General features: G+C 52.1%; 20 protein-coding genes and 1 riboswitch. Of the genes, 9 read left to right on the top strand and 11 right to left on the bottom strand.

Going from position 1 to position 21,307, the window contains the following annotated elements; genetic code table 11:
• Window positions 1–92 precede the first annotated feature (92 nt).
• Entirely contained in the window at window positions 93–1,436 is a 1,344-nt protein-coding gene (gene rhlE / locus KQJ19_RS06795) for an ATP-dependent RNA helicase RhlE (RefSeq protein ID WP_049282687.1), read from the bottom strand.
• A 221-nt stretch (window positions 1,437–1,657) separates the two neighbouring features.
• Between rhlE and cecR the strand changes: the two genes are divergently transcribed.
• From cecR to KQJ19_RS06770, 5 genes are read left to right on the top strand one after another with little or no spacing between them, the layout of a single operon-like run.
• Window positions 1,658–2,335: a transcriptional regulator CecR gene (cecR, locus tag KQJ19_RS06790; protein WP_216403467.1), complete on the top strand. Its 678-nt coding sequence runs from the start codon at window positions 1,658–1,660 to the stop codon at window positions 2,333–2,335.
• Complete coding sequence (gene hlyD / locus KQJ19_RS06785; RefSeq protein WP_016156061.1) at window positions 2,332–3,327, top strand: secretion protein HlyD; 996 nt, start codon at window positions 2,332–2,334, stop codon at window positions 3,325–3,327. The genes cecR and hlyD overlap by 4 nt, the downstream gene beginning before the upstream one ends.
• Window positions 3,320–5,056: an ATP-binding cassette domain-containing protein gene (locus KQJ19_RS06780; protein ID WP_200046435.1), complete on the top strand. Its 1,737-nt coding sequence runs from the start codon at window positions 3,320–3,322 to the stop codon at window positions 5,054–5,056. The genes hlyD and KQJ19_RS06780 overlap by 8 nt, the downstream gene beginning before the upstream one ends.
• Complete coding sequence (locus KQJ19_RS06775) at window positions 5,049–6,182, top strand: ABC transporter permease (protein WP_016156059.1); 1,134 nt, start codon at window positions 5,049–5,051, stop codon at window positions 6,180–6,182. Before KQJ19_RS06780 ends, KQJ19_RS06775 begins: the two co-directional genes overlap by 8 nt.
• 10 nt (window positions 6,183–6,192) lie before the next feature.
• Entirely contained in the window at window positions 6,193–7,299 is a 1,107-nt protein-coding gene (locus KQJ19_RS06770) for an ABC transporter permease (protein WP_016152354.1), read from the top strand.
• Here the strand turns inward: KQJ19_RS06770 and KQJ19_RS06765 are convergent.
• On the bottom strand, window positions 7,261–7,671 hold the full coding sequence (locus KQJ19_RS06765) for a YbhQ family protein (RefSeq protein ID WP_016152353.1): 411 nt from the start codon (window positions 7,669–7,671) through the stop codon (window positions 7,261–7,263). The genes KQJ19_RS06770 and KQJ19_RS06765 overlap by 39 nt on opposite strands.
• Window positions 7,672–7,802: 131 nt before the next feature.
• On the opposite strand from KQJ19_RS06765, the gene KQJ19_RS06760 reads away from it, so the two are divergent.
• The 3 genes from KQJ19_RS06760 to KQJ19_RS06750 are packed head-to-tail and all read left to right on the top strand — an operon-like array spanning window position 7,803 to window position 10,764.
• Entirely contained in the window at window positions 7,803–8,564 is a 762-nt protein-coding gene (locus KQJ19_RS06760) for an endonuclease/exonuclease/phosphatase family protein (RefSeq protein ID WP_049282686.1), read from the top strand.
• On the top strand, window positions 8,561–9,802 hold the full coding sequence (clsB, locus tag KQJ19_RS06755) for a cardiolipin synthase ClsB (RefSeq protein WP_216403466.1): 1,242 nt from the start codon (window positions 8,561–8,563) through the stop codon (window positions 9,800–9,802). Before KQJ19_RS06760 ends, clsB begins: the two co-directional genes overlap by 4 nt.
• Entirely contained in the window at window positions 9,802–10,764 is a 963-nt protein-coding gene (locus tag KQJ19_RS06750; protein WP_216403465.1) for a YbhN family protein, read from the top strand. The genes clsB and KQJ19_RS06750 overlap by 1 nt, the downstream gene beginning before the upstream one ends.
• A gap of 39 nt (window positions 10,765–10,803) precedes the next feature.
• Here KQJ19_RS06750 and KQJ19_RS06745 read toward each other — a convergent pair whose 3' ends face one another.
• The 6 genes from KQJ19_RS06745 to moaA all read right to left on the bottom strand — a co-directional run bounded on the left by KQJ19_RS06745 (window position 10,804) and on the right by moaA (window position 14,251).
• Window positions 10,804–11,508, bottom strand: a complete 705-nt coding sequence (locus KQJ19_RS06745) for a Bax inhibitor-1/YccA family protein (RefSeq protein ID WP_003831536.1) — start codon at window positions 11,506–11,508, stop codon at window positions 10,804–10,806.
• A 41-nt stretch (window positions 11,509–11,549) separates the two neighbouring features.
• Entirely contained in the window at window positions 11,550–12,002 is a 453-nt protein-coding gene (gene moaE / locus KQJ19_RS06740) for a molybdopterin synthase catalytic subunit MoaE (protein WP_216403464.1), read from the bottom strand.
• Window position 12,003: 1 nt separating this feature from the next.
• The gene (moaD, locus tag KQJ19_RS06735) at window positions 12,004–12,249 is read right to left on the bottom strand and encodes a molybdopterin synthase sulfur carrier subunit (protein WP_016152348.1); all 246 of its coding nucleotides are present in this window, start codon (window positions 12,247–12,249) and stop codon (window positions 12,004–12,006) included.
• Complete coding sequence (gene moaC / locus KQJ19_RS06730) at window positions 12,242–12,727, bottom strand: cyclic pyranopterin monophosphate synthase MoaC (RefSeq protein WP_003035188.1); 486 nt, start codon at window positions 12,725–12,727, stop codon at window positions 12,242–12,244. The genes moaD and moaC overlap by 8 nt, the downstream gene beginning before the upstream one ends.
• A gap of 2 nt (window positions 12,728–12,729) precedes the next feature.
• A complete protein-coding gene (gene moaB / locus KQJ19_RS06725) occupies window positions 12,730–13,242 on the bottom strand; it encodes a molybdenum cofactor biosynthesis protein B (RefSeq protein ID WP_216403463.1) in 513 nt (170 codons plus the stop codon).
• 19 nt (window positions 13,243–13,261) lie between these two features.
• Window positions 13,262–14,251, bottom strand: a complete 990-nt coding sequence (moaA, locus tag KQJ19_RS06720) for a GTP 3',8-cyclase MoaA (protein ID WP_065554855.1) — start codon at window positions 14,249–14,251, stop codon at window positions 13,262–13,264.
• A riboswitch (molybdenum cofactor riboswitch) is annotated at window positions 14,239–14,384 on the bottom strand. It overlaps the preceding gene by 13 nt.
• Window positions 14,385–14,776: 392 nt before the next feature.
• On the opposite strand from moaA, the gene yvcK reads away from it, so the two are divergent.
• Window positions 14,777–15,685, top strand: a complete 909-nt coding sequence (gene yvcK, locus KQJ19_RS06715) for a uridine diphosphate-N-acetylglucosamine-binding protein YvcK (protein ID WP_016152345.1) — start codon at window positions 14,777–14,779, stop codon at window positions 15,683–15,685.
• A 64-nt stretch (window positions 15,686–15,749) separates the two neighbouring features.
• Here the strand turns inward: yvcK and nhaC are convergent, their stop codons facing one another.
• The 3 genes from nhaC to uvrB form a co-directional block, all read right to left on the bottom strand.
• Window positions 15,750–17,216 (bottom strand): Na+/H+ antiporter NhaC, encoded by a 1,467-nt coding sequence (nhaC, locus tag KQJ19_RS06710; protein ID WP_216403462.1) that lies wholly within the window; start codon window positions 17,214–17,216, stop codon window positions 15,750–15,752.
• Window positions 17,217–17,231: 15 nt separating this feature from the next.
• Window positions 17,232–18,443, bottom strand: a complete 1,212-nt coding sequence (locus tag KQJ19_RS06705) for an aminotransferase class I/II-fold pyridoxal phosphate-dependent enzyme (RefSeq protein ID WP_216403461.1) — start codon at window positions 18,441–18,443, stop codon at window positions 17,232–17,234.
• 316 nt (window positions 18,444–18,759) lie between these two features.
• Window positions 18,760–20,781: an excinuclease ABC subunit UvrB gene (gene uvrB, locus KQJ19_RS06700; protein ID WP_016152344.1), complete on the bottom strand. Its 2,022-nt coding sequence runs from the start codon at window positions 20,779–20,781 to the stop codon at window positions 18,760–18,762.
• Between the last annotated feature and the right edge of the window lie 526 nt (window positions 20,782–21,307).

Genomic DNA, 21,307 nt, shown 5'->3' with positions numbered 1-21,307 from the left:
AAACCTGAAATACTGTATAAACAGCCACTATTGTGGCACTTTCTGATACGTGTCGCAAAAAGAAAAGCCCGACCTTTCGGCCGGGCTCGCAATTACTGCGCTGTAGACGGTTTGCGCGGACGGCGCGGTGGACGAGGCTTATCGCCCGCCGGTTTGCCTTCGCCGCTACGCGGTTTCGCTTTTGGCGCACCGCCATCCTGACGACGCGGCTGCTGACCACGCCCTGCTCCACCCTGACCACGACCACCGCCGCCACGCTGCTGGCGACCATTCTGGATCGGCTCGGCTTTGATGGACGGGTCTGGCTCGTAGCCTGGCATCGCAATTCGCGGGATCTCTTTTTTCAGCAGCTTCTCGATGTCACGCAGCAGCTTGTGTTCATCGACGCACACCAGAGACAACGCTTCGCCGGTAGCGGCCGCACGACCGGTACGACCAATACGGTGCACGTAATCTTCCGGGACGTTTGGCAGCTCGTAGTTCACCACGTGCGGCAGCTCTTCAATATCCAGACCGCGCGCGGCAATATCGGTCGCCACCAGCACACGAATATCACCGGATTTAAAATCAGCCAGCGCACGCGTACGCGCCCCCTGAGATTTATTACCGTGGATCGCCGCGCTGCGAATGCCGTCTTTATTCAGCTGTTCCGCCAGATGGTTTGCACCATGTTTGGTACGGGTAAACACCAGCACCTGCTGCCAGTTGCCCTGACCGATCATCTGCGACAACAGTTCACGTTTACGCTTTTTATCAACAAAATGAACGTGCTGAGTCACCTGCTCTGACGCGGTATTACGGCGCGCCACTTCGATTTCCAGCGGATTGTGCAGCAGCTTTTCGGCCAGCGACTTAATATCATCAGAGAACGTTGCTGAGAACAGCAGGTTCTGGCGTTTTGCCGGCAGTTTCGCCAGAACGCGACGGATATCATGAATAAAGCCCATATCCAGCATGCGGTCAGCTTCATCCAGTACCAGAATCTCAACCTGATCCAGTTTCACCGCATTCTGGTGTTCCAGATCGAGCAAACGACCAGGCGTGGCGATCAGCACATCCACACCGCCGCGCAGCTTCATCATCTGTGGGTTAATGCTCACGCCGCCGAAGACCACCAGCGAGCGAATATTCAGATACTTACTGTAATCACGTACGTTTTCGCCAATCTGGGCCGCCAGTTCGCGGGTTGGCGTGAGGATCAGCGCACGCACCGGACGACGGCTTTTGCCATGCGGCTGATGGGTAATCAGGTGCTGCAACAGCGGCAGGGTAAAACCTGCCGTTTTCCCCGTACCGGTCTGGGCGCTGGCCATCAGATCGCGGCCTTCCAGCACGGCAGGGATCGCCTGCTGCTGAATAGGGGTAGGTTCACGGTAACCCTGCTCGGCAACGGCACGTAAAATTTCAGGGTTTAAACCAAGGGAATCAAAAGACATAACAACTCCGAACCACCCTGACCGTTACCGGTGTCGTTTTCAGGGAGATACATATAATAAAGATGACAAAAACCACAATGTCATGAAGGGGCGGAGTGTAGCAGTTTTTGTGATGTGCCGCATAAATTATCCCTGCGCTGAAAAATAACGGTCCGGACTGGACAAGGTTACACATCAGTCATAATCTTAATCAATCGATTGATTAAGATCTGAGTCGTGCTATGAATACACCCACCATGACAACCAAAGGTGAACAGGCGAAAAATCAGCTCATTGCCGCCGCGCTGGCGCAGTTTGGCGAGTATGGTCTGCACGCCACAACGCGCGATATCGCTGCGCAGGCCGGGCAAAATATTGCTGCCATCACCTACTATTTTGGCTCAAAAGAGGATTTATATCTCGCCTGCGCCCAGTGGATTGCGGATTTTATCGGCTCACAGTTTCGCCCGCACGCTGAAGAAGCCGAGCGTCTGTTTGCTCAGCCGGAACCAGATCGTGGCGCGATGCGCGAACTGATCCTCCGCGCCTGCAAAAATATGATCATGCTGTTAACCCAGGACGATACCGTTAACCTGAGCAAATTTATTTCGCGCGAACAGCTTTCCCCCACCGCGGCTTATCAACTGGTGCACGACCAGGTTATCAATCCGCTACATACTCACCTGACGCGCCTGATTGCTGCCTATACCGGCGGCGATGCCAACGATACCCAAATGATCCTGCACACCCACGCCCTACTCGGCGAGGTACTGGCCTTTCGTCTGGGGAAAGAAACCATTCTGTTGCGTACGGGCTGGTCACAATTTGATGAGGATAAAACCGCGCTGATTGACCAAACGATCACCTGTCACATCGATCTTATTCTGCAAGGTTTAACGCAAAGGAGACTGGAGTCATGAAAAAACCTGTCGTTCTCGGGCTGGTCATCGCGGCCCTCGTTGCCGTGATCGCCGGTGGAACGTGGTGGTATCAAAGTCGGCAAGATAACGGTCTGACGCTGTACGGCAATGTCGATATCCGTAGCGTCAACCTGAGTTTTCGCGTCGGCGGCAGGCTGGCCTCGCTGGCGGTTGACGAAGGCGATGCCATTACCGCCGGTCAGGTGCTGGGCGAACTGGACCGTGCACCGTACGAAAACGCATTAATGCAGGCAAAAGCGAATGTTGCCGCCGCGCAGGCGCAATACGATCTGATGCTGGCAGGGTATCGTGAAGAAGAGATCGCGCAAACCGCAGCGGCAGTCAAACAGGCGCAGGCAGCCTATGATTACGCGCAAAACTTTTACAATCGGCAGGTGGGATTGTGGAAAAGCCGCACTATCTCCGCCAACGATCTGGAAAACGCCCGTTCATCACGCGATCAGGCGCTGGCCTCTCTGAAATCCGCACAGGATAAACTCAGCCAATACCGCAGCGGTAATCGTGTGCAGGACATCGAGCAGGCGAAAGCCACGCTCGAACAAGCTCAGGCCGAGCTGGCCCAGGCAGAGCTTAATTTGCATGACACCACGCTGACCTCGCCGTCTGACGGCACGTTACTCACCCGTGCGGTCGAACCCGGCAGCATGCTGAACGAAGGGGGCACGGTACTGACGCTGTCACTCACGCGTCCGGTATGGGTTCGCGCCTACGTTGACGAACGAAATCTGAGCCAGGCGCAGCCAGGACGCGAAATCCTGCTTTACACCGATGGCCGTCCGGACAAACCGTATCACGGTAAAATCGGCTTCGTGTCGCCCACCGCCGAGTTTACCCCAAAAACAGTCGAGACCCCTGACCTGCGCACCGACCTGGTTTATCGCCTGCGTATTGTGGTGACCGACGCGGACGATGCGCTGCGCCAGGGAATGCCGGTAACGATAAAGTTCAGCGATGAGGCACGGCATGAATGACGCCGTCATTACGCTGAATGGACTGACGAAAAACTTTGCCGGAATGGATAAACCGGCCGTCGCCCCGCTCGACTGTACCGTTCATGCGGGCTACGTGACCGGGCTGGTCGGGCCGGATGGTGCTGGCAAAACCACGCTGATGCGAATGCTGGCAGGGCTGTTGAAACCCGACGCCGGTAGCGCAACGGTAATTGGTTTTGATCCCATCAAAGACGACAGCGCGCTGCATGCGGTACTGGGTTACATGCCGCAGAAATTTGGTCTGTATGAAGATTTGACCGTCATGGAGAACCTCAATCTCTATGCAGATTTACGTAGCGTTACCGGTGACGCGCGAGAAAAAACCTTTGCCCGGTTACTGGAATTTACCTCGCTGGGGCCGTTTACCGGACGACTGGCCGGCAAGCTTTCCGGCGGCATGAAACAGAAGCTCGGACTTGCCTGTACGCTGGTCGGTGAACCCAGCGTGTTACTGCTGGATGAGCCTGGCGTGGGCGTCGACCCTATTTCCCGTCGCGAACTGTGGCAAATGGTTCATGAACTGGCCGGGGACGGCATGCTGATCCTCTGGAGCACTTCGTATCTGGATGAAGCTGAACAATGCCGTGATGTGCTGCTGATGAACGAAGGTGAATTGCTGTATCAGGGCGATCCCACTCAGCTTACGCAAACCATGTCGGGTCGCAGCTTCCTGATGAGCAGTTCGCAGGAAAATAACCGCCGACTGCTGCAACGCACGTTAAAACTGCCGCAGGTTAGCGACGGGATGATTCAGGGGAAATCCGTCCGCTTAATCCTGAAAAAAGAAGCGACGGCCCAGCAGATTCAAAACGCTGACGGCATGCCGGAGATAACCATCAACGAAACCGCCCCCCGCTTCGAGGATGCCTTTATCGATTTACTCGGCGGGGCCGGAACATCGGAGTCACCGCTGGGCGCTATCCTGCATACCGTGGAAGGCACGCCAGGTGAAACGGTGATCGAAGCCAAAGCGCTGACCAAAAAATTTGGCGATTTTGCCGCTACCGACCACGTAGACTTTGCCGTGCAGCGCGGCGAGATTTTTGGTTTGTTAGGGCCCAACGGCGCGGGCAAATCCACTACCTTTAAAATGATGTGCGGCCTGCTGGTCCCCACCTCGGGTAAAGCGCTGGTGCTGGACATGGACCTGAAGGTCAGCTCCGGTAAAGCGCGCCAGCATCTGGGCTATATGGCGCAGAAATTCTCCCTGTATGGCAACCTGACGGTTGAACAGAATCTGCGCTTTTTCTCCGGCGTCTACGGCCTGCGCGGTCGGGCGCAGAAGGAGAAAATCGAGCGGATGAGCGAGGCATTCGGCCTGAAGAGTATCGCCTCCCACGCCACCGACGAACTGCCGCTGGGTTTTAAACAGCGTCTGGCGCTGGCCTGTTCGCTGATGCATGAACCCGACATTCTGTTCCTCGATGAACCCACTTCCGGGGTCGATCCCCTCACCCGTCGGGAGTTCTGGTTACATATCAACAGTATGGTGGAAAAAGGCGTCACGGTGATGGTGACCACCCACTTTATGGATGAGGCAGAATACTGCGATCGCATCGGGCTGGTGTATCGCGGCAAACTGATTGCCAGCGGTACGCCGGACGACCTGAAAGCTCAGGCTGCTGACAGTGAGACGCCAGACCCGACCATGGAACAGGCCTTTATCACGCTAATCAATGACTGGGATAAGGAGCATACGCATGAGTAACTCCGTTCTCTCCTGGCGTCGCGTACGCGCGCTGTGCGTGAAAGAGACGCGCCAGATCGTCCGCGATCCCAGCAGTTGGCTGATTGCAGTGGTGATCCCGCTGCTGCTGCTGTTTATCTTCGGCTACGGGATCAACCTCGACTCCAGCAAGCTACGGGTAGGGATTCTGCTCGAACAGCAAAGCGAAGAGGCGCTGGATTTTACCCATACCATGACCGGTTCACCGTATATTGACGCCACCATCAGCGATAACCGTCAGGAATTGATTGAGAAAATGCAGGCCGGGCGCATTCGCGGGCTGGTGGTGATCCCGGTGGATTTCGCCCAGCAGATGGCGCGACCCAACGACGTGGCGCCGATCCAGGTGATCACCGACGGCAGTGAACCGAATACCGCTAACTTTGTACAGGGTTATGTCGAAGGCATCTGGCAGATTTGGCAACAACAGCGGGCGGAAGATCGCGGAGAATCATTTGAACCTTTGATCGACGTGCAGACACGCTACTGGTTTAACCCGGCGGCCATCAGCCAACATTTTATTATTCCCGGGGCGGTAACCATCATCATGACGGTTATTGGCGCTATCCTCACCTCATTAGTGGTGGCGCGCGAATGGGAGCGCGGAACCATGGAAGCGCTGTTGTCTACCGAAGTCACCCGCGTCGAACTGCTGCTGTGCAAACTGATCCCCTATTACTTTCTGGGCATGCTGGCGATGCTGCTGTGTATGCTGGTGTCGGTGTTTATTCTCGGCGTGCCCTATCGCGGTTCGTTGCTGATCCTGTTTTTCATTACCAGTCTGTTTCTGCTCAGCACGCTCGGCATGGGGTTGCTTATCTCCACCATCACCCGCAATCAGTTTAACGCCGCGCAGGTCGCGCTAAACGCCGCCTTCCTGCCCTCGATTATGCTGTCGGGTTTTATCTTCCAGATAGACAGCATGCCGGCGATTATCCGGGCAGTAACCTATATTATTCCGGCTCGTTATTTCGTCAGCACCCTACAAAGCCTGTTTCTGGCGGGAAATATTCCGGTGGTGCTGATTATCAACGTGCTGTTTTTAATCGCTTCGGCGGTGATGTTTATTGGCCTGACGTGGCTTAAAACCAAACGTCGGCTGGATTAAGGGGACGGGCATGTTTCATCGCTTATGGACATTAATTCGTAAAGAGCTGCAATCGCTGTTACGTGAACCGCAGACGCGAGCCATTCTGATTTTACCGGTGCTGATTCAGGTTATTCTGTTCCCGTTCGCGGCCACGCTGGAAGTCACCAACGCCACTATCGCTATCTATAACGAAGACAACGGTAAACATTCGGTGGAGCTAACCCAGCGCTTCGCTCGCGCCAGCGCCTTTACGCACGTTCTGCTGCTGAAAAGCCCGCAGGAGATCCAGCCCACCATCGACACGCAAAAAGCCCTGTTGCTGGTGCGCTTCCCGGCCAACTTTTCGCGTAATCTGGATACCTTCCAGCAGGCTCCCATGCAGATTATTCTCGACGGGCGTAACTCTAACAGTGCGCAAATTGCCGCGAATTACCTGCAACAAATCGTTAAGGAGTATCAGCAGGAGCTGATGGACGGCAAGCCGAAACCGAACAACAGCGAGCTGGTGGTGCGTAACTGGTATAACCCGAATCTGGATTACAAATGGTTTGTGGTTCCGTCGCTGATCGCCATGATCACCACCATCGGCGTCATGATCGTCACTTCGCTCTCGGTTGCCCGCGAGCGCGAGCAAGGCACGCTGGATCAGCTGCTTGTCTCCCCGCTTACCACCTGGCAGATATTCATCGGTAAAGCGGTGCCCGCGTTAATTGTGGCAACGTTTCAGGCCACCATTGTGCTGGCGATCGGCATCTGGGCTTATCACATCCCGTTTGCCGGTTCACTGGCGCTGTTCTATTTCACGATGGTGATTTACGGGCTGTCGCTGGTCGGCTTTGGTCTGCTGATTTCATCACTGTGTGCCACCCAGCAGCAGGCATTTATCGGCGTGTTTGTGTTTATGATGCCGGCGATTTTACTTTCAGGCTACGTCTCGCCGGTCGAAAATATGCCGGTCTGGCTACAGAATCTGACGTGGATAAACCCAATCCGCCATTTTACGGACATCACGAAACAGATTTACCTGAAGGATGCGAGTCTGCAGATTGTGTGGGGAAGTTTGTGGCCGCTGTTGGTGATAGCGGCCACGACCGGCTCAGCGGCGTATGCGATGTTTAGACGCAAGGTGATGTAGCTTTTTGTCTTTTGCCAACAGCGAAACCACGGCGGGTCCGGCAAGGATCACCAGCCCCGCCAGGGCCAGCAAGACGTTGTTTTGCAGCACGCGCGACAGCAACCACAGTACGATCATCGCGGCACCGAAATACCACGTGGTAGTCAGCTCTTCCAGCACATCAGCTACGTCGCGCCAGCGCTGTTCATGGTGACGTTGCAAGGCCAGCATTAATAAAACCGTTACGCCGTAAACGACGCATAATCCCAGGCCGACGCGCACCAGCGTACCGCTCATCCAGCCCATTACCAGCAACGCCACTACCAGTAAATGCAACACAATCTGCCAGCAACTTAGACCCGTTGCGACACGAACACGTTGTTGCCACCTCATGGCTTTTCTCCTGAAGGATTTTCAACTAATTATTCAGAGTACCGGACTTTACGGAAAATTCCGCAACACCGCATCTTTTTGTGACGACGACTACACTATTTTATTTAGGAAGTGACGCCAACGGGAGGCTCATGAGCGGATCGGGAGTTCAATTTTCATTCAATGTGCTCACCATTAATACTCACAAAGGGTTCACCGCCTTCAACCGGCGTTTTATTTTGCCTGAACTACGGGAGGCTGTCAGAACGGTCGGTGCAGACATTGTGTGCCTACAGGAAGTTATGGGCGCGCACGATGCTCACTCGCTGCAGATTGAGAACTGGCCGGATACCACCCACTACGAATTTCTGGCGGACACCATGTGGAGCGACTTCGCCTACGGGCGTAACGCCGTGTACCCGCAAGGGCATCACGGTAACGCGGTGCTGTCGCGTTATCCTATTGAACATTATGAAAATCGCGATGTGTCCGTCGGCGCGAGTGAAAAGCGCGGGGTCCTCTACTGCCGCATCGTGCCGCCAATGCTCTCGCACCCAATTCATGTCATGTGCGTGCATCTCGGTTTGCGTGAAGCACACCGTCAGGCCCAGCTCGCTATGCTGGCTGACTGGGTCAATGCCCTGCCCGACGCGGAGCCCGTGGTGATCGCCGGAGATTTTAACGACTGGCGGCAAACGGCCAATCACCCGTTGAAAGCCAGGGCCGGCCTTGACGAGATTTTTACCCGCGCCCACGGTCGCCCGGCGCGGACGTTTCCGGTGCATTTTCCCCTGCTGCGTCTGGACAGGATCTACGTGAAAAACGCGAATGCCAGTACTCCAACGACGCTGGCGCTGCGTCACTGGCGACATTTGTCCGATCATGCCCCCCTGAGTGCGGAGATTCATTTATGAAAAATGGCTGGCGTGAAGGCAATCAAATTCAACTGCTGGAAAACGGCGATCAATACTATCCCGCCGTCTTTGACGCCATTGAACAGGCACAGCAAAAAATTATCCTTGAGACCTTTATTTGGTTTGAAGATGCGGTCGGAAAACAGCTGCATGCCGCCTTGCTCGGCGCCGCCCAGCGCGGAATCAAAGCAGAGGTGCTGCTGGACGGTTACGGTTCGCCGGATCTTAGCGACAGTTTTGTCGAAGAGTTGACCGTAGCTGGCGTTATTTTCCGCTACTACGATCCGCGCCCGCGTTTGTTCGGTATGCGCACCAATCTCTTTCGCCGTATGCATCGCAAAATTGTGGTCATTGATGATCGTGTTGCCTTTGTCGGCGGTATTAATTATTCCGCTGAACACATGTCTGATTACGGTCCCGAGGCCAAGCAGGATTATGCCGTTCGCGTGGAAGGTCCTGTCGTGGCCGACATCCTGAAATTCGTGCTGGATAACTTACCGGGACAGAGCGCCGTACGACGCTGGTGGCGACGTCATCACCGGGCAATTGAAAATCATCGGCCTGGCGAAGCGCAGGCGCTGTTTGTCTGGCGCGATAACGAAGAGCATCGCGATGATATTGAACGCCACTATTTGAAAATGCTGACCCAGGCCCGGCGGGAAGTAATCATTGCCAATGCCTATTTCTTTCCGGGTTATCGCCTGCTGCATGCCCTACGAAAAGCTGCGCGACGCGGTGTTCGGGTAAAACTCATCGTCCAGGGTGAACCGGATATGCCGATTGTGAAAGTGGGTGCCCGCCTGCTGTATAACTATCTGGTTAAAGGCGGCGTCCATGTCTATGAATACCGGCGTAAGCCCCTGCATGGTAAAGTCGCGCTGATGGACGATCATTGGGCGACGGTAGGTTCCAGCAATCTCGACCCGCTCAGTCTGTCGCTCAATCTGGAGGCGAATCTTATTATTCATGACCGCACGTTTAACCAGACCCTGCGTGACAACCTGACCCCCATTATTGCGCAGGACTGCAAGCGAGTTGATGAATCAATGCTGCCAAAACGCACCTGGTGGAACCTGACCAAAAGCGTGTTGGCCTTCCACTTTTTACGCCACTTCCCGGCGCTGGTCGGCTGGCTACCGGCGCATACCCCGCATCTGGCCGAGGTAGAACCACCCGCACAGCCAACTCTGGAAACCCAGGATCGTATTCCAACTGAGGATGCAGGAGGGGAAACCTGATGCCAAAAAACCACCGACGCTGGCGCTTAGCGAAAAAGATCCTCACATGGCTATTTTTTATTGCAGTCATCGTATTGCTGGTCGTTTATGCCAGTAAGGTCAACTGGCAGGAAGTATGGACGGTAATTCGCGATTACAATCGGATCGCCCTGCTCAGCGCCGTAGGGCTGGTGATCGTCAGTTATTTACTTTACGGCTGCTATGACTTGCTCGGGCGCTACTACTGCGGGCACAAGCTGGCAAAACGCCAGGTCATGCTGGTGTCGTTTATCTGTTACGCCTTCAACCTGACGTTAAGCACATGGGTGGGCGGTATTGGGATGCGTTATCGTCTCTACTCGCGTCTCGGATTACCGGGGAGCACAATTACGCGAATTTTTTCACTGAGCATTACCACCAACTGGCTGGGCTATATTCTGCTGGGCGGTTTTATTTTCACCTTCGGCGTCGTTGAACTGCCCGCGCACTGGTATATCGATGAAGGTACGCTACGCCTCTTAGGCATTGCGCTGCTGCTGATGATTGTTGTTTATCTGTGGTTTTGCGCTTTCGCTAAACATCGCCACATCACCATCAAGGGCCAAAAACTGGTACTGCCCTCCTGGAGATTTGCCCTCGCGCAAATGGCGATATCCGGTACTAACTGGATGGTAATGGGGGCGATTATCTGGCTGTTGCTGGGTCAGAATATCAACTATTTCTTCGTGCTGGGCGTGCTGCTGGTGAGCAGTATTGCCGGTGTTATCGTGCATATTCCGGCGGGGATTGGCGTGCTGGAGGCGGTCTTTATGGCGCTGCTGGCAGGAGAGAACACCTCTCAGGGAACAATCATTGCCGCCCTGCTCGCGTATCGCGTGCTGTACTATTTTATTCCGCTGTTGCTGGCGCTGATGTGCTATTTGCTGCTGGAGAGTCGGGCGAAAAAGTTGCGGGTAAAAAACGAGAAGGCGATGGCGAAATGATTCACCGGATGGCGGCTTACGCCATCCGGCAACAGAAAATTAACGACGATTGCCGAAGATACGCAGCAGCATCAGGAACAGGTTGATGAAGTCCAGATACAGCGTTAAGGCCCCAAGAATTGCGTATTTACGCAAATTGGAGCTGTCACGCAGGTCGATCTGCTCACCGATGTTTTTCAGCTTCTGCGTGTCATAAGCGGTCAGGCCGACAAACACAATCACCCCAATATAGGTCACCGCCCACATCAGCGCTTCGCTCTTCAACCAGAAGTTAACCAGCGAGGCCAGCACAATACCGATCAGCGCCATAAACAGCATATTGCCGAAACCGCTGAGATCGCGTTTGGTGGTGTAGCCGTACAAACTCATGATCCCGAACATCCCGCCGGTGACCACGAAGGTGCTGGCGATAGACGAGTAGGTATAGACGATAAAAATGCTTGATAGCGTCAGCCCGGTTAATGCCGAATAGAGCATAAACAGCGTGGTCGCCATTCCCGCGCTGAGCCTTTGCACCATGCCGGACAGGACGAACACCAGCGCTAGCTGGGCGATGATCAGTCCAAAGAAGGTGATTTTGCTGGAGAAGACAAACATCATCACCGCGGGCGTATTTGCTGCATACCAGGCGATAAACGCCGTCAGCAACAATCCGCAGGTCATCCAGCCGTACACCTGCGCCATATACGTTTGCAGGCCGGAACGGGCCTGTACAATAGAATCGGATCGTGGGAATCGGTCCATGACAATCTCCTGAATCAGTATGAGCCTACACCAATTGTACTCTACCAGCGTTTTGCTGCTAGCTTATCGCTGTCGCGGGCATCAACCCAGCGCTCACCTTCTGGCGTGGCCTCGCGCTTCCAGAACGGTGCGCGGGTTTTCAGATAATCCATAATGAACTGCCCGGCATCAAACGCGCTGCTGCGATGCGCACTGGTCACGCCAACAAAAACGATTTCGTCACCCGGCCACAGTTCGCCAATGCGATGAATGACCGTTACTCGTCCCAGCGGCCAGCGCACACGCGCTTCGTCGACAATCTCCGCCAGCGCTTTTTCGGTCATTCCCGGATAGTGTTCCAGCGTTAATGCCTGCACGCTATCGCCGAGATTGTGATTGCGGACTTTACCGGTGAAAGTGACCACCGCGCCGTCTTCATCGCGTTCGGCCAGCCAGGGATACTCATCCCCGACGCTGAACGGCGCATGACCAACAACAATTCGCGTTTCAGCCATCTTAGCCTCCGGTTACCGGTGGGAAGAAAGCCACTTCGTCACCCGCATTAAGGGGATGGTCAAAACTGACCAGCGTCTGATTTACCGCGGCCAGCAGCTTGCCGTCTTCCAGCGCCAACGCCCAGCGATCGCTTTTTGCCGCAAGACTCCGGCGCAGCGCTTCAACCGTTGCAAACTCAGCGGCGACCTCTATCGCATCCGTGTTCACCAATTCCCGTACCTGAGCAAAGAAAAGAACCTTAATCATGCGCATCCACCTTAAAATCTCCCGATTTACCGCCGCTTTTAGCCAGCAGACGCACCGGACCAATCACCATATCCTTTTGCACCGCTTTGCACATATCGTAGATGGTCAACGCTGCCACGGAGGCCGCCGTTAACGCTTCCATTTCGACGCCGGTTTTCCCGGTCAGGCGACACAGCGTTTCAATGCGTACGCGGTTGTGTTCCGGCTCGGCGTGCAGATTAACTTCAACCTTGCTCAACATCAGCGGATGGCACAGTGGGATAAGATCCCAGGTCCGTTTGGCGGCCTGAATACCGGCAATACGCGCCGTGGCGAAAACGTCGCCCTTATGGTGGCTGCCGTCGATAATCATCGCCAGCGTTTCGCTACGCATGGTCACGAATGCTTCTGCACGCGCCTCGCGTACGGTTTCCGCTTTGGCGGAGACATCCACCATATGCGCTTCGCCAGCGGCGTTAATATGAGTCAGTTGCGACATACTTATTTCTTCAAATGTGGGTGGAAATTACACGGACGCGTACGGGCATCGAGCTGCGGCGCAATGATATTTTCCCATGCGGTACGACACGCTTTAGTCGACCCCGGCATGGCGAAAATCAGCGTTTTGTTGGCCACTCCGGCAATCGCCCGGGATTGCAGCGTCGCGGTGCCAATCTCTTCAAACGACAGCATACGGAATACTTCACCAAACCCTTCGACTTCTCTGTCAAACAGCGGTTGCAGCGCTTCTGGCGCCTGGTCCCCTTCGGTTAAGCCCGTGCCGCCTGTAATGAGCACAACCTGCACATCCTCACTGGCAATCCATGCAGAAACCTGGGCGCGAATGGCGTAGCGGTTCTCTTTGACGATCGCCTTGTCGACAATCTGATGCCCCGCCTCTTGCGCCGAGTCACGCAGATAATGGCCGGAGGAGTCATCTTCTTCGCCGCGACGGTTGGAAACAGTAAGAATAGCAATGCGTGTCGGGATAAATTCAGCGCTTACCTGACTCATGAAAAACTCCTTTTAGCGATCAGCCGCCAATGTAAGATAAGTTTTGCGTAATACCGGTATTGTTCTGATGCAGGAAATGAGTCTGCTTTTTCTCCAGCAGCGCGGCTGAAATGCGTTCTTCCAGCGCCGACTGCTGAGCGTCGTCTTCCAGCAAATCACGCAGGCTTACACCGCCTTCACCAAATAAACACAGATGCAGTTTGCCGACAGAGGAAACGCGCAGACGGTTGCAGGTGGCGCAGAAGTCTTTCTCATAAGGCATGATCAGACCAATTTCACCAGCATAGTCAGGATGACAGAAAACCTGAGCCGGGCCGTCGCTGCGCTGTCGGATCTGGTGGATCCAGCCGCGACGCAGCAGCTCATCGCGCAGGACCTGGCCTGAGATATGGTGTTTACGGAAGAGAGAACTGCCCTCACCCGTTTCCATCAGTTCAATAAAGCGTAGTTGGATAGGACGGGGCTGAACCCACGCCAGGAAGGTGTCCAGTTGATGATGGTTTACGTCGCGCATCAGCACGGTATTGACTTTCACTTTTTCAAAACCCGCATCGAAGGCGGCGTCAATGCCTGCCATCACCTGCTGAAATTTGTCCTGCCCGGTAATGGCGTGAAACTGACGGGCATCGAGGCTGTCGACGCTGACGTTAAGTGCGGTCAGTCCGGCATCGCGCCAGGCAGCGGCATCACGCGCCAGACGATAACCATTAGTGGTCACCGCAATCTGACGGATGGCATCGTTTTCGCGCACGGCGGCGATAATGTCGGTAAAGTCGCGACGCAATGAAGGTTCGCCCCCTGTCAGACGCACTTTTTCCGTTCCCAGACTGGCGAACGCGCGCGTAACGCGGCGAATTTCATCAACGGTCAAAAAGCCGTTATTGGTGACACCGCCGGGCTTATAGCCATCCGGCAGGCAGTAGGTGCAACGAAAGTTACACACATCGGTAATCGACAAACGTAAGTAGTAAAACTTACGTGCGAAAGCATCGGTAAGTTGAGAGCCCATGTACACCTTTCCAAATACGGGAGACGTAGTCATTTCTTCCTACGCCCTGGTGACAAACTTATTCAAGTATTGTCACGGCCAAAGCACCGTATCATTTGACCCAGGTGCAGAGGCTAGAGTGTTTATTCTCGTCATACTTCAAATTGCAGAAGCGTGGGCTTTGCTCGTTCCCCCCAGTCACGTACTTATGTCCGCTTACGGGGGATTTTCTCGCTCACTGCCTTCCTGCAACTCAAATTATTCAGAGTACATTGTGGTTATGCCGATACTAGCGTGTAAATGACGCTTTTGCCATGTACACTTTCGTTGTATAAACACATACATAGCGACATGATCGTGCAATTTCGCTACAGAATAAGCAAAAACCACAGTTTTGCATTGATATACATCATCTTGCCGGCAGGTGAATCTCGTCAGAAAGGAGTAGATCGCAGAAAAAAATTACGCCAGATTCCGCCTGGATAATTGCTGAAAACACACTATTTACGTTACTGTAGCGCCGATCAATTGATATCAGGAAAATATATGCGCACTCGCACGCTGGCAGATCTGGACCGCGTTGTCGCTCTCGGCGGAGGGCATGGACTGGGACGCGTTCTCTCCTCTCTTTCCCCTTTAGGTTCACGCCTGACAGGGATCGTCACCACGACCGATAACGGCGGGTCGACAGGTCGTATTCGTCGCTCTGAAGGAGGCATTGCCTGGGGAGACATGCGTAACTGTCTGAACCAGTTAATTACTCAACCCAGCGTTGCATCCGCCATGTTTGAGTATCGTTTTGGCGGTAATGGTGAGCTTTCCGGGCATAACCTCGGAAATCTGATGTTAAAGGCGCTCGATCACCTCAGTGTGCGGCCTCTGGAAGCCATCAATTTAATTCGTAGTCTGCTGAAAGTTGACGCGCATTTAATTCCGATGTCGGAGCTGCCGGTGGATCTGATGGCTATCGACGATCAGGGACATGAAGTCTATGGCGAAGTGAATATCGATCAGCTCACCATCCCGCCGCAGGAACTGATGCTGTCGCCAAAAGTCCCCACCACGCGGGAGGCAGTTGAAGCTATCGCCGAAGCGGATTTGATTTTGATCGGACCCGGCAGTTTTTACACCAGCCTGATGCCGCTCCTGCTACTCGACGAATTGGCGCAGGCATTACGTCGCACACCTGCCCCGATGGTCTACATCGGCAATCTGGGTCGTGAGTTAAGCCTGCCAGCAGCCAGCCTGACGCTTAACGATAAGCTGGCAATCATTGAACAGTACGTTGGCAGGAAAGTGATTGATGCGGTGGTTGTGGGCCCGAAAGTGGATGTATCCACCGTTACCGACCGCGTTGTTATTCAGGAAGTGCTGGAAGCCAGCGACATTCCCTACCGCCATGACCGCCAGCTATTGCATTACGCGCTGGAGAAAGCGGTACAGGCTCTGGGGTGATACCAAGCGCGTGATTAGCATACAATCCTCATCGCAATGAGGATTGTACTTGTAGCTTACTGCATTAACCTCTCAGCACAGGTACATGCTCGGCGGATATTGGCTCTTCGTATCTTGTGCCAAAATTAGACCACCGGGCAAGAATGGCAAAGAATACGGCCATAACCAGGCAACTTAAATTGAACAAAACCCAGGGTGCATAATCCAGCGTCGCTACCCCCAGCGTCTTCGCCATGAACATACCAGATATTGTCCAAGGGAAAAGTCCTTCAAGTAGCGTGGCTCCAGACTCCATTGATCGGGACATATTAACCATATGCAATTTTTTGTTTTTAAAACAAGGATCATAAATATTCTTCACCAGAAAGAAACTGATGACTGCATTGCCAGTGCAGGCAACTAATAAAGAACTTGTGAACATTGTCGCCAACAGAGTACTGGTCACCGTTTTTAATTTCTGAACCAGTCGCCCAAGCAGTACATTAAGGCCACCAGAAACATCAAGTGCCGAAGCGAACATAAATGCACAAAGCATAACCACAATTGGGCTAACCATTGAATACATACCGCCACGATTAAGCAATATATTAATATTTTTAGTCGTAGATTCATTCATCGCGACATCTGAAAAATTGCTGATCATATTGGTATTAAAGCCATTAATCGATGCTTGAACGAGGTCCATCATGGTAAACGGCTGAAAAATTGCGCATATTGCCAGAGCAAAAAAAGAAGATGCGATCAAAACAATAATGGTATCCCATTTTTTTATCACACCAATAAAGACCAGCAATGTCGGTAATATTAATAAAGGGTTAAGCCAGAATAATGAGTTTAGCGTTTTTTTCATGACCGGGATAGTATCTAGTTGGATTGAATTTACCACATTTAAATCTAACCCCGCGATATAAAACCCCAGGCAGGCAAACAAAAAAGCAGGAACCGATGTATACAACATATTTCTAATACTTTGATAAAGCTCAGCCCCCGCAGCTAACGCGGCCATGTTTGTGGTATCTGATAAAGGAGATAATTTATCACCAAAATAGGCACCGGAGATAACGGCTCCAGCAGTAATCGGCAATGACACATTCATCGCCGCGGCAACGGCAACCAACGCCACACCAATTGTTCCTGCGGAACCCCATGAAGTGCCTGTAAATGTCGAGATGCAAACCGTCACTAAAAAAGCTGTAAGATATAAGTAAGCTGGGTTGATAATTTCCAGGCCATAATAGACCATTAACGGAATAGTACCACTAACCATCCAGCATCCAATCAACATACCGATCGACAGTAGAATTAACATTGCAGGGACGGCATCTTTTATTTTTTCTATAAAAGTCTGGAGAATTTCCTTCCAGCCCGCGCCATAGTATCTGGCAAAAAAACCTGTAATAATCGTAATAACAATTAAGATAAATTCAACTGGGTAATTTAAAACCCCAATACCTATAAAGAAAACCAGGAAAATAGCCACTAATAACATCAATGCTGCATAAAAGCTCGGTTGCTTATTTGTGCTTACCATGTTATTTTCCCGCTATTAATATGTTTTTATAGAATAAAACGCATTCTCTAAGTCCGCAATTAACATCTCTGGAGATTCCTGTCCAATTGAAATCCTAATTAAACCAGGCGCCATCCCATCTTTGCATATTACATCCTGGTTATAACCGCGATTTGGAGAAATAATCAGGCTTTCATATCCCCCCCAACTGCATCCCGGTTTGAAAATTCTACAACTATCAATAATGGCTTTAACTTTTTCAAAACTGCCATCTTTAAGTTCAAAACTAATGAGACCAGAAGTACCAAACATTTGTTGTGAAACAATTTCACGTTGTTTTGCATCAGCCATAAGAGGGTGACAGATATTCTCAACCTCTGCTCTGCTATTGAGAAAAGTAAGAATTGCATAGGTATTATTCTGATGTTGTCTCATGCGCAGCGGCAACGTTCGTAAACCGCGAATCACTAGCCATGCACTATCCGGGGCCAGCACTGCGCCAAGAAGCTGATGTGAAAAATCACGAATAATATCAAGATAGACTTTTGCGCCTACCACAGCACCCGCCGTTAAATCACTGTGACCGCCGATATATTTAGTACAAGAGTGGAGCACTAAATCGAAACCAAGAGTCAATGGCTTTTGGAAGAGTGGCGTAGCCCATGTATTATCAATGGCAGTAATAATATTATTCTCTTTCGCCAACTCTGCTATCATCTGCAGATCCACAACTCGCATGGTCATTGTTCCTGGGGATTCCGTGTATATCATGCGAGTATTCGGCTTTATTTTCTGCCGAATATCCTCGACATCGCCACTGAGAACAATGTCATAGTCAATACCAAAGCGTTGTTGCATTTGCTTCACCAGCACAACTGTTGGACCATAAACATTATTCACCAGAATAATATGGTCACCACTTTTCAGCAGGCCAAACAATGTTGCGCTTATCGCGCCCATGCCCGATCCAAAAACTTTGCAGGCCGCGCCACGCTCCAACGCTGCCAGTTTATGCTCTAACAGTTCCGTTGTTGGGTTAAGCCCCCGGGAATAGATGTAACGTTCAGCTTCGTGCTGCATATCATCACAGTATTGCTGATAGCTCTGCTGCACAAACAGACTGGTTTTTACTAGCGGAGGGCTGACTGCACCAAAATTTTTCTGGTGTTGTTCACCAACTCCAGAACATATCATGGCGTCCTGAACGGCATAATCATTCTCAGCGTAATTGCATATTATCTCTTTCATAATTTTCCTTTATATTTTCGTCAGGGAAATTTCTATAACAGGACAATTATAAAAAAAAGGAACAATGACAGCCTTTTGCTTGCTGCCAAAATGCTGAAAGAATCGTCAGAAATGTAAAGAATAAAACGATGAGATTCACAAAGCTGAAAAACAAAAATCAATTCAGCAAAGAATCAATTAGAGTGAGTGCATTAATTTTAAGAATAATAAATGGCAATAGAAAAACGAATAATATAATTATAAATGATAATACATTCTGTATTTTTCCAATCGCCATGGCATTTACGCGATGGCGAATTGGAAAGTGGAAACAATCTTACGATGCCGCGATAAACAACTCGCGCAGCTGATGCAACTGGTCGCGGATTGTCGCAGCCTCTTCAAATTCAAGATTCTGCGCATGCTGCATCATCTGCCCTTCCAGCTCATGAATCTTCTGCTGCAGCGCTTTTGGCGTCATATCCAGTTCGACAATTTCAGACTTCGCGCCTGCGCGTGACTTCCCTTTGCCTTTCGCCTTAGTCTTCGCAATATTCTGACCCAGCGCCAGAATATCGACCACTTTCTTGTTCAGCCCCTGCGGCGTAATACCGTGTTCTTCGTTGTAGAGCTGCTGTTTCTCACGACGGCGTTCAGTTTCACCTATCGCCTTAGCCATTGAGGCGGTAATTTTGTCGCCGTAGAGAATAGCCTTCCCGTTGATATTACGCGCCGCACGGCCGATGGTCTGAATAAGCGAACGTTCAGAACGCAGGAACCCTTCTTTGTCTGCGTCCAGAATCGCCACCAGTGAGACCTCAGGCATGTCCAGACCCTCACGTAACAAGTTGATACCCACCAACACGTCAAACTCGCCCAGACGCAGGTCACGAATGATTTCCATACGTTCCACGGTATCGATGTCTGAGTGCAGATAGCGCACCCGCTCACCGTGCTCTTCGAGGTATTCGGTGAGATCCTCTGCCATCCGTTTCGTGAGCGTAGTGACCAGCACACGTTCGTTAATCGCCGCACGGATGCGGATCTCAGACAGCAGATCGTCAACCTGCGTCGCCACCGGGCGTACCTCAATGATCGGATCCAGCAGGCCGGTCGGTCGTACTACCTGATCGACGACGTCATCACCGGATTTCTCCAGTTCATAGTTGCCCGGCGTCGCTGAGACGTAGATGGTCTGCGGGGCCAGCGCTTCAAACTCTTCAAATTTAAGCGGACGGTTATCCAGAGCCGACGGCAGACGGAATCCGTATTCGACCAGAGTCTCTTTACGCGCCCGGTCACCACGATACATACCGCCAATTTGCGGGATAGTGACGTGGGATTCATCCACCACCAGCAGGCCGTCGGCAGGCAGGTAATCAAACAGAGTCGGCGGCGGCTCGCCGGGGCCACGCCCGGACAGATAGCGGGAGTAGTTTTCAATCCCCGAGCAGTAACCCAGCTCGTTCATCATTTCCAGATCGAACTGCGTACGCTGACTTAGCCGCTGTTCTTCCAGCAGTTTGTTATTTGCCAGCAGGACCTTACGCCGCTCTGCCAGCTCAACTTTGATTTCTTCCATCGCCTGCACAATACGTTCGCGCGGCGTCACGTAGTGCGTTTTAGGATAGATGGTGTAGCGCGAAATCGTGGATTCAACCTGCCCGGTAAGCGGGTCAAACAGCGATAAACGTTCGACCTCTTCATCAAACAGTTCCACGCGCAGCGCGATATCGTCGGATTCAGCCGGGAAAATGTCGATCACTTCACCACGCACGCGGAAGGTTCCGCGCTGAAATGCCTGATCGTTGCGGGTATATTGCAGTTCCGCCAGGCGGCGCAGGATCGCACGCTGGTCGATAATCATCCCCACCGTCAGGTGCAGCATCATTTTCAGATACAGATCCGGATCGCCCAAACCATAGATAGCGGAAACTGACGCGACGACAACGACATCCCGACGTTCCAGCAGCGCTTTGGTCGCTGACAGACGCATTTGCTCAATATGTTCGTTAACCGAGGCATCCTTCTCGATGAAGGTGTCAGAACTTGGTACGTAGGCTTCCGGTTGATAATAGTCGTAGTAGGAGACGAAATACTCCACCGCGTTATCCGGGAAGAACTCTTTCATCTCACCGTACAACTGCGCGGCCAGCGTCTTATTGGGAGCCAGCACCATGGTAGGCCGCTGCAAGTCCGCAATTACGTTAGCGATGGTGAATGTCTTCCCCGAGCCCGTCACCCCCAGCAGCGTCTGATGCGCCAGACCATCCTCCAGCCCTTCTTCCAGACGGCGAATAGCCTCAGGCTGATCGCCAGAGGGTTTAAAAGCGGAATTTAGTTTGAACGGTTTACTCATGAGCAGCTACCTGAAGCAATGGGCGGGCAGGTGTGTAATTTTACTCGCAGTGGTATATTTTGCCAGTAAAATATACTGGATGAAAAAACAGTAACGCACCAGAATATTTCTGATACGCCATCAGAATGACCGTGACCGCAGGCTAAAATTTGGCCTCAGACAAGATAAAACACCAGCAAAAACGTGTTATCCCCAAAGCAATGACTTTTTTAACATTTGTCAAGCTGCCCGATGAAAGTTTTGTGGCAACGCATGACACTTCTGCGACAGCCATTGATTTTATCTAACATTCTGTAATTTAATGACTATTATCCCGAGCCGTCTTTCGCATCAATTTAGTCGCAGGCCGCGTCTTCTCTCGCTTACATTGTGTTTTCTAACTCTAATACACAAGGTTATCCACAGGAATAGTGGATAACTGCCTCCAGCCCGTATGGACTGTAGCCTGGCAAAAACGTCCTCACTCCCTTTTCCGAAGGGATAAAAAAAATTTATCGCTATTTTTTGATATTTATCAGCTAACGAA

The sequence above is a fragment of the Citrobacter sp. S46_ASV_140 genome, from assembly GCF_018919545.1.
In the GTDB taxonomy this organism is placed as follows: Bacteria; Pseudomonadota; Gammaproteobacteria; order Enterobacterales; family Enterobacteriaceae; genus Citrobacter; species Citrobacter braakii.
Note: the sequence above shows the minus strand (reverse complement) of the source record. Positions and strands in the feature narration are given on the sequence as shown.